Source organism: Nitrospiraceae bacterium, from assembly GCA_020632595.1.
In the GTDB taxonomy this organism is placed as follows: domain Bacteria; phylum Nitrospirota; class Nitrospiria; order Nitrospirales; family UBA8639; genus Nitrospira_E.
Genome location: JACKFF010000007.1, coordinates 152,431 through 165,919, shown reverse-complemented (window position 1 = coordinate 165,919; position 13,489 = coordinate 152,431). Strand labels below are relative to the sequence as shown.

Annotated in this window: 7 protein-coding genes; all 7 read right to left on the bottom strand. The window is 50.0% G+C overall.

Features of this window, described 5'->3' with window-relative positions:
• Nucleotides 1-2: 2 nt before the first annotated feature.
• Complete coding sequence (locus H6750_13995; GenBank protein MCB9775419.1) at nucleotides 3-725, bottom strand: hypothetical protein; 723 nt, start codon at nucleotides 723-725, stop codon at nucleotides 3-5.
• Nucleotides 726-728: 3 nt separating this feature from the next.
• Entirely contained in the window at nucleotides 729-1,109 is a 381-nt protein-coding gene (locus H6750_13990) for a hypothetical protein (protein ID MCB9775418.1), read from the bottom strand.
• A gap of 63 nt (nucleotides 1,110-1,172) precedes the next feature.
• Entirely contained in the window at nucleotides 1,173-1,478 is a 306-nt protein-coding gene (locus H6750_13985; GenBank protein ID MCB9775417.1) for a hypothetical protein, read from the bottom strand.
• A gap of 621 nt (nucleotides 1,479-2,099) precedes the next feature.
• Nucleotides 2,100-6,470, bottom strand: a complete 4,371-nt coding sequence (locus H6750_13980) for a response regulator (GenBank protein ID MCB9775416.1) — start codon at nucleotides 6,468-6,470, stop codon at nucleotides 2,100-2,102.
• Nucleotides 6,471-6,733: 263 nt separating this feature from the next.
• Nucleotides 6,734-7,171 carry an STAS domain-containing protein gene (locus tag H6750_13975; GenBank protein MCB9775415.1) on the bottom strand — a complete coding sequence of 146 codons (438 nt, stop codon included), beginning with the start codon at nucleotides 7,169-7,171 and terminating at the stop codon, nucleotides 6,734-6,736.
• Nucleotides 7,172-7,419: 248 nt separating this feature from the next.
• Nucleotides 7,420-8,928: a BON domain-containing protein gene (locus H6750_13970; protein MCB9775414.1), complete on the bottom strand. Its 1,509-nt coding sequence runs from the start codon at nucleotides 8,926-8,928 to the stop codon at nucleotides 7,420-7,422.
• Nucleotides 8,929-9,057: 129 nt separating this feature from the next.
• Nucleotides 9,058-13,239: a response regulator gene (locus H6750_13965; protein MCB9775413.1), complete on the bottom strand. Its 4,182-nt coding sequence runs from the start codon at nucleotides 13,237-13,239 to the stop codon at nucleotides 9,058-9,060.
• Between the last annotated feature and the right edge of the window lie 250 nt (nucleotides 13,240-13,489).

The following is a 13,489-nucleotide window of genomic DNA, read 5'->3' as shown; positions in this document are numbered from 1 at the left end:
TCCTATTTTTCGTTGGAATGCTGCACCATTAATCCTGGTGCGATCCCGGCGCCTGAAAGGGTCGCTCCCGTTAACATTTGATAGGCCTGCAACACCGTATTGACGGGAGAAATCTGCATCAGAAAGGGCGTCTGCCAATCATTGTCTTCAGGAAACCGATCTTCAGGAATAATCACTCTAGGAATATGTTTCTTAAAGGCAGCCTGGATTTTGAGTGGGATCCCCCCCACCGCCCCGATATGACCATCCTGGGTCACTTTGCCGGTCATCACGAGGTTCAGGATGATTGGATTATCATTCGCCATTGCCAGAGCCACGACACTCACCATCGCGGTCAAACTATCTCCGTAAATTGTCACACCGGGAGTCGGAAATTTGAGAAATATATTCCAGGCTTTTGGATCAAGCCCCGCCATACGAGCAGCGGAAACGATTCCGGATTGAATAGCCACTTGAGTATATGGTGAAAACTTTCCCGGTCCGCTCGAAAATGTCACATTCAGCGCTTCCTGGCCTTCCTGTTTCCGGAATGAGATGTCCAGTTCAGCCACAATTCCTGTGGGTTCACCATCCAGGTCAAGAGTGGTTCCCAGAAAGGTCACGGATTGTTTCTGCCAATACATTTGCCCGGCCAAAACCGGTTGTACGCAAGGGAAGGGCCATCCGCCAAAGATCGCACATGCCAGAAAGCTGAAGATAAAAGCCGTCCTTCTAAAATGATGCATAGACTAGTTCTCCGAAACCGGCAAATACGGGATGATATAATTCTCATCTCCTTCTACCCGCTGATCGACAAATTGATCGAAGACGCCATCTCGATCGTCATCCAGCCAATAGAACAAGGGCCATTCAACCGTTTCAACGACCGTATTCCAAAATTTGTTATTTTCATAAAAAATAATTTGCCGGGCCGTTTTATAATCGACGATTCCATCTCCCTGTAAGGAGTATTCTCTGATATACAATCCCGTAATAATATTCACATCTTCATTGATGAGATTCGTTCCACCGGGTTCCTTCGGCATATTCGCGGCGATGCCGTTGCCCTCCATGAGGAAACTTAATAGGATTCCACACATCCAGTACAAACTGCATTTTTTCCCGTTCATGAGATTTGTCCTTTTTTGCGACCGTGTTGGGGTCGAACCCACCAAGAATGAATGATCATGTCTTTACCCGGTCATGACCAATCCATTTTCACGATGACGCGGTTGAGACAACGCATTCACGGCCGGAATCTCACCTGAATGTGTTCGCAAGCGGTTCAGCAATATAAACGGGTCGATGACGTCACCACATTGAATACAGTGCTTGGCCTGAAACTGAAAGTCCTCATAATCGGAGAAAATATCCATATACGTCTCCTCAACCATCGTTCCTCCGCACCGTGAACAATGTGATTGTTGCATGTGATGAATCAATTGAGGGAATACATCGGGGTGCTCGGTTTTCATAGCGGCCAGGGTAAATGTTTGCATAACGCCTCCTTCTTTTCAGGGTAAAGTAAGTGTATGTTCATGGTCAGACTGTAGTTTCCCACCCCGAAAGCGACTACTACCCAAAACCCTGGGTCTAGACATGTAGATCCCTTGAAAAATGTCGAATGAAAATTCAGTGTATTGAAGGAATGAAAGAGGGGATCAAACCAGGGGGGATGTCATCAGGCCCATGAAAAGGCAGGCAGAACCAGGCCGCACTTCAAGATTGAGGCTATGGACAAAAACAAATTTCCCGACCTTCAAGCGAACACGCACTTGACAAATTCGAGGAACGCAGAGAATGCGCAGGGGAAATCCATTACCTACTGAGAGACAACTTTGCAAGCCCTTGACCACTTGCCCGCAAAGGGGTGAGAGGGTTCTCAAGTGCACTCACCATCCATCCTCGCCTGAGAGATATAGAGCCCATTTTCCTGGGCAATAGGGGTGATCCCAGCTCGACTGCGCCAAAATCCGGTAGGATGCTTCCCCTGGTTCAGCATGACAATAATGGCTGGGAAACACCGAAGGAGATCGTAAAGCGTCAGGCGGGGGCGTGAGGTTTTTTCAATACTCCTCACCACAGATCATTCGGTGCGCTGTAGTACTTCCCTAAGGGGTTCAGGAGACATCATGGTTTTTTTGACTGGAACGAATGACTTCGGCGAAGGAACCGAAGGAATCCCCTTTGGACACATATTCGTCTCCTCCAGCCTCAGCAAAGTGCTGTGTCACAATTTGATCCCCATGCATGGACAAGCCGATAATATAAACTGCCGGGTGGCTGGCTTTGATCAGACGGGTGGCTTCGATTCCGTTCATCACCGGCATATTGATATCCATCACGACCACATCGGGGTGAAGAGTCTGAACAAGCTCAACCGCCTGTTCCCCGTTTTCGGCTTCTCCGACCACCTGAATATCGGGGCAGGCATTTAACATGGTGCCCAATCCTTCACGAAATATGGGGTGGTCATCGGCAAGAACGACTCGAATGCTCTCCTCCATTTTTTCTGGCTTCGGAACCTGCACAGCTATTGAAGAAGAGGAGGGCTGAATGGGTTTCAATTCAGCGTCTTGAACGGAAAATGGCATCCTGATCAGCACCCGAGTGCCCTCGCCGACGGTCGAAACTATCTCACATTCTCCTCCAAGACCTTCCACGCGTTCTTGCACGTTTAACAGGCCGAATTTTTCAAAGTGGGAATGGGCTTCCCGTGTCGAGGACAGATCAAAACCACATCCACGATCCGCCACTTCTATTCCAAAAGACTCCGATGAGACTTGAATGAACCGAATGGAGGCTTCCCGGGTTTGGGCATGCTTCATGACATTCAATAATAACTCCCTGATGACCTGGTACAGGATGATTGAGACGGATTCGGAAAGGTTCAAGACATGATCATCAAAATGAGAGGTGACCGTGACATGCAAATCATACCGGACCATTTTCCCAGCCAACCATCGGACGGCGGCCATAAATCCGAATTCATATAAAATGGGCGGACTGATTTGAGGAATGAGATCCCGCGTGTATTGCAAGGCCTCATCCAGAGATTCCTCCACTTCTTTGACAAGGGGTCCCTGCTGATTCGTCAGATCGGCTTGTTGCAACTGACTGATTTTAATCTTCCCGACAACCAGCAACTGTCCCAAGTAATCATGTAATTCAGTGGCAATGCGACGCCGTTCCCGTTGCTCGGTGAGAATAAGGTCTAACGACAGTTGACGAAGCCGGTGTTGGTGCCGAACAAGATCCTGTGTCCGCTCATCCACGCGGCGTTCCAATGATTCGGTCAGAGATTGTAGTTGGGTTTCGATATTTTTCCGATGTATGGCCGAGGCCAGAATATTGGCCATGGCTTGTAGGAACTCCACCTCCTTCTCCCGGAACTCCCGACTTGATGTCGTATGCACTCCGAGGACACCATGTGGCTTCCCGTCCTGATCCCGAATGATGCAACTCATCCCACTGACAACATGATGATCAATCAGTAGGGAGGGGCCGGAAAACCGGCTTTCCCGGGATAGATCTTTGACGATAACCGGCTTGTCGCATATCAGCGTATATCCCGCCTGGGAATTGTGATCGGCGTTCACCACCGCCCGGCCGACCAGTCCCTCTTTCCACCCTATCCCGGCGCGAAGAAGGAGGAACTCTTCTCCCGGACATAATTCCAGAACTTTGGCCATTTCGATAGGCAAGGTCCGGTTCAGAAGTCTCACACATTCGTCCATGACCTTTTGGACATCTCTTTCCTGAAGTGCCAACTGTGCGAACTCCACCATCACCTTCTGTTGTTGAGAGAAACGGAGCACTTGATCTTCCACCTTGCGGAGCGGCGTGATGTCCACAAAGGTCAACACGACTCCCTGGTTCTGTCCGTCACTGGTTTGGTAGGGAGTAATTCGTGAAAAGTAGGTCTGAGGAACATGAGAAAATCTGCGAGTGTGTTCTATGGGCTGTGAGGTGCGCAGTACGTCCCGAATATCCGGCAGTAACGTTTCGTCCCCGGAAAATGAGGACAATTGGGTAATGGGCCGGCCGAGATCGGTATTCAAAAACAGAAACATTTTTTGCGCAGCCGGAGTGTATTTCTGAATACATAAATTAGCATTGAGAAATAACGTGGCGATGTCCGTCGTCCGGAAGAGATTTTCCATGTCACTGTTGGCATGATCCAGCTCCTCCACCTTCGCTGAAAGTTGGGCATTCACCGTTTCCAATTCTTCATTTATCAACTGCAATTCCTCTGTGGATGTTTGCAGTTCTTCATTGGCGGATTGCAGTTCCTCATTCACGGACATCAATTCCTGATTGGAAGATTTCAATTCCTGGTTGGAGGTCTCCAGTTCTTCCATGGCCGCCTGCAATTGCTCCCTGGTGGTGTGAATTTCCTGCTCCAATTCCCGAATCGTCTGATGCTTGCCCTTCGAGGATCCCTTCCGAACTTTTGACGTTTTCCGGATTATGCCTCTCTCATAAAAGACCACCATCAGCAAATCGGACTGCATGGCATGGAAAAGAGGACGAATAATGATATCCACAGAGTGAATGTCATTATTCACAGCCACTTGAATACTGGAGTGAACCACTTCTTTGCCGGTCTTCAATGCCTTGAAAATGCCCGATCGCAACGGCATACGTAAATCCGGCATGACCATATTGATCAGATTCACGTTGATTGAACCGGAGGGAAGCTGCAGATAGGTTCCGGTCTGGCCGGAGACATATTGCACATGGCACTCTTTATCGATCAACACTGCCGGAGGACCGTACTCCTCCCTCACCAGTTGCTCGAACGTATGAGTGAAGGGGTCCTGAATCTGGGAAAACAGTGCAGGTTTTGGAGTGGGGATGCTGCTACGCGGTCTCCGTATCGGAAAATCGGGAAACATGCGGCGCACAATCTCTTTTGGTTGAAACACCCGAAAACGTTTGTTAACCGAGCGAAAGAAACGGGATTGGTCTTCCACATGTTCCGACCCGCCGAGAAACAGATAGCCCTCCGGATTGAGCGCATAATGAAACACGGAAAACATCTGATTCTGAAGAGTGGGTTCCATATAGATCAACAGGTTCCGGCATGAAATTAGATCCATGCGTGAAAACGGGGGATTGCCGACGAGATTATGAAAGGAAAAAATACATAAATCGCGTATCACCTTGGCGACCCGATAGGAGGAACCGTCCTGTTCAAAGAACAAAAACAGCCGGTCCGGCAGAATATCTTCCCGAATCCTCTCCGGATATCGTCCACAGCGGGCAATATCCAATGCCCGTTCATCGATATCTGTTCCGAAGATTTGAATAGGGACGCTGAGATGTTCCCGATGGAGGTATTCATAAAAGAGGATCGCGAGGGAATAGGCTTCCTCTCCCGTCGAACAACCCGGTATCCAGATCCGGATGGCTTCATCGTTTTTTTTGGATTTCGCGATCTTGGGAACGATCGTACCTGAAACAAACGCAAAGGCTTCCGGATCTCTAAAAAATTGCGTCACACCGATTAATAGCTCCTTAAACAGCCCATCGACTTCCTCCGGGTCCTCCCGCAACCGTTTGACATATTTCGCGGGAGAGGCAATGTGCAAAATCTGCATGCGCCGCTGTACCCGCCGGCCCATCGTGTTCCGTTTGTAGCCACGGAAATCATGCCCGGTCCGCCGGTGCAGATGGGAACAAATCACGTCTAAATGATTCAGCGCTTCTGCCCGAAGGGTTTCCAATCCCTTCCCGTTACGGAGATTGTATAAGTATTTCGCATAGTGAACCAGCACCTCCGCGATACCTTCAACCCGTAAAATATGATCGATCAATCCGGCCGGAATAGCACTCGTCGGCATCCCGGAGAATTGAGCCGTTTCCGCCAATTGCGCTATCGTTAACCCACCATGCTCCTTTACGGATCGAAGTCCGACTGCACCGTCGGACCCCGCGCCGCACAGAATCACCCCGATGGCGAGGGGACCTTGATCTTCGGCCAGTGATTGAAAAAATTGATCAATGGGCATTCGAAAGCCATGCCCTTGTGAAGGCCGGTCCACACGCAAAAACCCACCATCGATGCTCAATTGAGTGTTGGGAGGAATGAGATAAATATGATCGGGTTCGACTAATGCTTCATCTACCACGGCATGAATCGGCAACGAGGTCTTCCCCGTCAACGATTCAAGCATGAGGTTTTCGCGATCGGAGGCCGGGTGCTGGATCACCACAAAGCCCATTCCGCTATCGGCAGGAAGCGTTGAAAAAAATTGGGACAACGCATCGAGCCCTCTGGTCGAGGCGCCAACCCCGACTATGGGAAACGCATTGGACGACGAATCATTCGCTTCCCTCTGGGGACGTATTGAAGGCGTTTGTGCTGACGAGGAGGCCTTTGGGGTGTTTGCGGACTTCCCTGTTTTCTTGAGGGTTGGGGATTTTTTGAGTGAGGGGGAAGACGACGATACTGATCGACCCTTGGACGAGGGGTTTTTTCTAGTCACTGGAAGTCTTGGCTTTCCGGGAAGTTCATCTCAATTTTACCTTATCTCACGGTTTCAAAAAAAAGAAAGATCATCCGATATCGTTCTCCACCTAAGCACGGGGATTAAGCCGGGTCAAAGTATCCTTTTGCAATTCTGCGTCCTATATCCCCGCCACAAGGCAGGATGATGAATAAGGTGACAATTTTTCAAAACTCGTTCAAAACTGAAACCTGTCATGACCTGACCATTCAGCAATACAACTTTGACGCCAGGCACTTTTTCTACAACGATGCTATTGCGGCAGATGATAGTCGCCTTTCTTTTATTGAGATCTTCAAGTTTTCCCCATTCGCAGAAGACCCCTGAAGCCGGGAATTTCCTTCTAACACATTTCCGAGCTCCTCCTGGGTATCGATTGAAGTGGATAGTTCAAATATTCCTGCCTCTTTTAAATAGGGTTGTATGGAAGGTTGCACATTATACAGGAACACACCTTTGCCCTGTTGTTTGGCTTTGAACACAATCTGAAAGATGGTCCAGGTCCCAATAGAATTCAAACATGACAAGGACCGTAAATCTAAAATGAGTAAGGAAATCGATGACGAAACCACACGGTCCAATAATAAATCGGTTCGACTCAAATTGGGGGTATTAATACTGAGATCCACGGTAAGCGTCAGGACCACTTGTTGGCCAGGGGTGCTAATGGTGCATTTCATTACGATGTCCTCCCTCATTAGGTTAGATGATAAAAGCCAGAAAAGTATAAAAAATTCTATTGATTTTACGCGTCCCGGTTATTCGCGCTACTCTTCATTACCCTTGAGGTTAAATACTTAATCGGGCTATGGGTGTGGGATTCATGCTTTCCACTGGCACACTACAGAGGATTTCATACAAAACTGGAAACGATGGGAACTAGAGGGAATTTGGATTGAGTTTTTTCCGATTTGGACCGGCCCGACTTTCAACGTCGGGCATGGATACTTGGAGTCGAAGATTCAGGAGATGTCAAAGATGTTCCCACTTGCAACCGGTTAAGGACGATCGAGGCTCCTGCCTCAAACGCCTGTTGTTCGGCAATGAGACGTTGGTGCATATGCTGCACTGATCCGGACAAGGTCGCCTTGCCATCTTCCACCGTCGCGACAATATCCTGGCTCGATAAGAATGGACTCCACCACACCTGGTTTTCGAAATCCAGTTGAATTTCCCAATCCGTTTTTTCGATTTCGGGGTTTGTAAAGCTGATGTGATTGGTCAGGCTTTTCACGCCTCGAATCCGGGAAGCCACGTTTTCTGCATGGTTTCGTTCATAAATCGAATCGACGGTCCCCGTCAGCAGAACGGCTCCCTTTTTGACCAATCCCCCAAGAGTGAAATGTTCCAAGACAGGATCTCGTGCAAACTCAGCGAATAACCGGGCCTGAATATCGGCATCCTGTGACGTCGCGTTGGAATCTACAGAAATGAGATTGTTCACGGATCGGACCCCGACCGTGTTATTCGCGTTTTGCTCTGCCTCGCGTTTGATAGAGAGAAAGGGTACGGTTCCTTTCAGGACCACCGTTCCCTGTTTTACCGACACCTGGATTCCGAATGGCGCAACCCGGTGGTCATGTGCCAGCACGGCTTGAATGGCGTTTGAAATTTCCCGGTCCGTATACAACGGGCGCTGATTCCGCATCATCGGATCCGGCGACACCCAATTGACCGTGATACCGCTCACGTCCACCTCACGAACACCTTCAACCCACGCCAAGGCGGCAATCCGCCCTTTTTCGTATACGCTTCCCACCTGTCCTGTCAGAACGGCACGACCTTTTTCCACCTGGACATTTAGGATGGATGGGTTGACTACCCAGACATCAAATGCCAAACGATGGGTGATTTCCTCCTTTAGAATCGAGTCCGGCCTATCTGGAACACTCTCCACCTTCAGAAAGTCTCGAACCTCCCGAATGCCTTTGACCATTTTTGCTAAATTGAGCGCCGTGTGTTGTTCTTGCCGGGAGTGCACCCGCCCCCTCAACGTCACAACCCCCTTGGCCACATCAACATGAAAGTCATCGCGTTCCACCACCGGATCTTCGAGAAAGAGGTGTTCAAGTTGTTCTTTAAGTGCAGAATCGTTGATTGTGCCGAGCGGTCCCACTGAAATGCGATCGATCACCCCTCGAACGCCACGAATAGCCTGAGGAAGCTCTGTGGCACGCTGCCGCGTCCACAGACTAACGGCTGTCCCGGTCAGCGTCACTATGCCGTCTTTCACCGACACTTCAATGGAAGAAAATGACTTGCGATCGACTCGGGACAACCGGCTTTTAATGGCGACGGCTATCCCGATATCCTGAACCTTTTCAACCTCTTCTCCCGTGACCTCGGCCGTATTTTCTACATCCTCAGCGGTTATGCCATTACCGCAGAAAAAGGCAAGAACCAAAGGCATTACGGCAATGTAACCCAGCAAATTCATGCCTCCCATTGACCTGAACATGAGCGGGAACGGTCTTGGATACCATGAGGGAAAACCCTGGGAATGTCAGTTGACAAATCTGGCGGGCTTAAACAAAAAATATCCGGGATTCAGAATTTGCGTTGGGGGTTAGCCGAAGTTTTGATGCAGCCTGACGATATGGGCAATCATGCGATACAGGTCATGCCCGGCAGTTTCCTTGGACAAATATCCAGCCGCACCGGCTTCACGCATGGCTTGCTCAGTTTCCTTGTCCTGCCGAACTGATAATCCGATCACATGAATATTGGGGTTGTTCTGACGAATCTGCCTGGTGGCATCAATACCATTCATGTTTGGCATATTAATATCCATGACCACCACATCCGGTTGCAGAGATTCTGTCAGGCGGATGGCCTCTATCCCATCCCCGGCTTCTCCGACGACCTTGACGTCGGACCAGGCATCCAGCAGACTTCGCAATCCCTGTCGAACCACGGCATGATCATCGACCAAAAGGACCCGATAACCCGAGGACATACCCGGACTGAAGTCCTGACTGGATCTCTTGGCAAGTAAAGGTCCGGATTTTAAAGAAGGTAAGGCTGCATTCGGTTGTTCCCTCTCAGATAGGGCCACATACAAGCGGATGCATGTCCCGGAACCGGAACTCGAGTCGATGACCATCCGACCGCCCAATAACGCCATGCGTTCTCGAATACTGAACAATCCGAATTGGTTGGCCGTATGGCTGTGTTTTTCGATGAGATTGGGATCGAAGCCAATGCCACGATCCAAAACTTCCATACAGACCTCATCCGATGAGGAAAGGCTGACGGCCAGATAGACGGTGTCCACGGCGGCATGCTTCTTGACGTTCAGCATGAGTTCACGAACGGATTGAAACAAAAGAACCGCCTCATTCTCGGAGAGCGTCAGATGGTCGCACTCCATCTTGACTTCCACGGTGAGTCCATATTGTTTCATATCCTCCGCCAACCACTGCAGTGCCTTGAGTAACCCGAATTGATACAGCACCGACGGGACCAGTTGGGCCACCAGCGAGCGAGTATATCCCAGCGATTGGTTGAGAATGCGATCAATTTCTTGAAGAACCGGAAGCATATGGCCCTCGGCACCCATCTGCTCAAGCCTGTTGACGTGCAACCGGCAGGCGACGAGGAGTTGCGCCAGAAAATCATGAAGTTCCTCGGCAATCCTGCGCCGTTCCCGCTGTTCCGTCAGAATCAGTTCACCGACGAGGGCCTGCAGGCGCGATTGATTATGACGCAGTTCTTGCGTACGGTTGGCAATTTGGCTTTCTAATTTGCCCGTCAGCTGTTGGAGTTGCTCCTGTGTGGTTTTTAATTCGGTAATGTCGGTATTGGTGCCGATCCATCGCACGACCTCCCCACGCTGATTTCGAATGGGCTCGGCCCTTGAGAGAAACCACCGGTATTCGCCGTCCTTGCCCTTCAGAGGAAAGGTGTCTTCCCATATGTGCCCGGTTTGAAAACACCGGCGGACTTTTTCAACGACCCGGTCGACATGATCGGGGTGGTGGACTTTCCTCCAACCCCACCCTTCCATGTCCCTAAACGTGGTACCGGTATATTCATACCAGCGTGCATTGTACCAAAAGATCCATCCGGTCGAGTCGGCCATCCAGGCAAATTGGGAAATGCTATTGGCAAGAGCACGAAATCGCTCTTCACTTTCCCGATGTTGTTCTTCGATATCTTTCTGGGAGGAGAGGTCCAGCACCAAACCGACATACCCCAGATATTTCCCGTCCGATGCAAAGCGGGGAGAGGCGGAGTCCAGAACAGAGTGATACGCACCATCCGCACTCCGAAGACGGTATTCCAGTCGAAACGATTGTCTTTTTCGGTTCGCTTCCCAAAACGCCTGTTGAATGGATGGGCGGTCGTGAGGGTGAATCGCAGACAACCATCCCTCACCGAGACCGGTTGCCTCTACCTGCCCGGAAAAGTCGTACCAGGTTTGACTGAGAAAGACACAGTCCCCGTCTGCATCCGTAATCCAGGTCATGATCTCAGGATGATGAGCCAAATGCTCGAAGCGTGATTCATATTCGATCGCGGCACGACGCATGGTGGCCAGTCCCAATGTTTTTTTTACTCTGGCCAGAAGATCTTTTGCGGCAAACGGTTTGACGAGGTAGTCATCCGCACCGGTCAGAAGCCCCTCAATTTCGGCCTCCTGGCCGGCTCTGGCCGAGAGAAAGATAAACGGGATCAATTGGAATTCCCGATTGGACCGGAGACGTTTCAGTAACTCGATGCCATCAATTCGGGGCAACATGATATCACTCAGTATAAGGTGAGGGCGGACCGTGTGAACCCGTTCCAAGGCTTGCTGCCCGTCACAGACAGACACCACCTCATAGTCGGCACACAGTAATCGTGTCAAATAATTCCGCATATCCCGATTGTCTTCCACCAATAAAATGGTGGGACGTGAGTGATCTGTTTTTGAAAGTGAAGCTTCCTCATTCTGGAGAATTTCCTGAATGGCCGGTTCATGATCCGTGCCTCCGACCCACTGCTCGGATTCCAGAATGAACGAGTTCGCTAAACCCTTGTCGGTTGTGTGCGTGGAGGTGTGGCATACCTGCTCCGGCGGGAGGTGATGAAATCCGAACGGCACCGTTACGGTAAACACGCTTCCCCTTCCGGGTTCACTCTCCACATGAATCTTCCCGCCATGCATTTCTACCAATTCTTTGACTAAGGCCAAACCAATTCCGGTTCCTTCAAATGTTCGTCCTAAGGCTTCCTTGGCTCTAAAGAATCGGTCAAACACATGCGAAAGCGCCTCCCGGCTCATACCGACCCCTGAATCCCCGATACGGACATCCACGCTTTCGGCATGAGGACATACTTCCACGTACACCCGTCCTTGCAAGGTGAATTTCAAGGCATTTGAAAGGAGATTCAATATGATTTTTTCCCAGGAGCTTCGATCCACATAGACCGGTTGAGACAGCGTGGAACAGGACACAATAAATTCTAAACCGGCTTTATTCATGGCAGATTCAAACGACGATGCCAGGTCAATAGTCATCTCACAGAGATCCACCGGTTCAAACACGACCTGCATGCGGCCTGCTTCCAGGCTGGAAAAATCCAACAGCGTGTTCACCAGCTTCAGCATCCGCACGGCATTTCGGTGGGCCACCTCCACACCCGGAGCCGTGGTGAACGTGGTAGTCTGCATCGCCTCTTCCAGAGAACCGAGAATAAGTGTAAGAGGGGTGCGGAACTCGTGACTTACATTGCTGAAAAATTCAGTTTTTGCGCGGTTCAGTTCGGCTAAGGCTTCAATCCGTTTGCGCTCTTCAGTCCGGACCTGCGCACGGTTGATGGCTCCCGAAATCCCTTTTGCAAGCAGATTCAGAAATTCACGATACCGGTCGTCAATGGCCAGCCTCGAACTGAGCCCCACAATCAGATAGCCGGATTGTCGTTGTGTCCCCCACGACTCCACAGGCAGCACCATCCCCTGATTGGGCGGCTCCGGCCACGGCCCTTTCGGAAGATTCAGCTGACTGTCAATAGTGAATACGGTCTCATCCCGCCTGGGGGAAAGTGACAGTGGCCACCATGGCGGAGGGTGAACCGTGTCTCCATCCATCGCGAGTCGAAGTGGGGTCAGGAGTGAATCAGACTGAAAACCTGATTGTGCCGCCAGACACAGAGAGCGTTCGTCCTTATCCCACAAATAGATGAGACTGAACGGGAGATCAAAGGGATTGTCCTTGAGAATTTCAGCCGATAGCCGGCAAACCTCTCCCACAGAATCGACTTTTTCCGTCACTCCGGACATTCGTCTGAGCGTATGAAGTCTCCGTCCTTTTAAAACCTGGCTAGTTTCTTCGGTGCAGGCACAAAAGAGTCCTAGGATATCTCCTGTTTCATTCCTAATTGGGCTGTAGGAAAATGTAAAAAATGTCTCCTCTAAAAATCCATGTCTACGCATGAATAGAGGAAGGTCCTCATTCCATGTGGAACGACCTTCCTGAAAAACGATGTCCGCCTGCGGACCAATCACATCCCAGATATCAGACCAAATATCCGACGCACAGGCACCCAACGCCTGCGGATGGCGGTTTCCCAATATCGGGATATAGGCATCGTTATAAATATTGATGAGATGTTCCCCCCACCAGACAAACATGGGATATCTCGAATCCAGAATAATTTGGACGGAGGTTTTGAGCTGAGAGGGCCATCCGGCCATGTCCCCGAGTGGGGTTTCCATCCAATTTTTATTTCGAATATTTTCGGCCATTTGATTTGAAGAAAACATGGACTAAGTCCTTTCACCTATATTTTGTCTTGTAGGCTGACAGTGGAGAAGACCGGTGGCTGCCTGATTTCCTGGTTTTGCTTCAAACCTATCACACCTCCCCATCCATTTCAGTTGACAAATAAGGGTTTTTCAGCCTCTTTTAGGAGAGTGTTCTCCAATTCCTATGGATCTTCCTCTGAAATTTCCAAAGTCCAGCCATGACATCCCCTAGGGTCGGTAACGGGGGAATCAAGGGATTTTAACAGTA

Bases quoted from the DNA above. Each gene is read 5' to 3' on its own strand.
- H6750_13995 (MCB9775419.1), bottom strand. From the start codon at position 725: ATGCATCATTTTAGAAGGACGGCTTTTATCTTCAGCTTTCTGGCATGT.
- H6750_13990 (MCB9775418.1), bottom strand. From the start codon at position 1,109: ATGAACGGGAAAAAATGCAGTTTGTACTGGATGTGTGGAATCCTATTA.
- H6750_13985 (MCB9775417.1), bottom strand. From the start codon at position 1,478: ATGCAAACATTTACCCTGGCCGCTATGAAAACCGAGCACCCCGATGTA.
- H6750_13975 (MCB9775415.1), bottom strand. From the start codon at position 7,171: ATGAAATGCACCATTAGCACCCCTGGCCAACAAGTGGTCCTGACGCTT.
- H6750_13970 (MCB9775414.1), bottom strand. From the start codon at position 8,928: ATGAATTTGCTGGGTTACATTGCCGTAATGCCTTTGGTTCTTGCCTTT.
- H6750_13965 (MCB9775413.1), bottom strand. From the start codon at position 13,239: ATGTTTTCTTCAAATCAAATGGCCGAAAATATTCGAAATAAAAATTGG.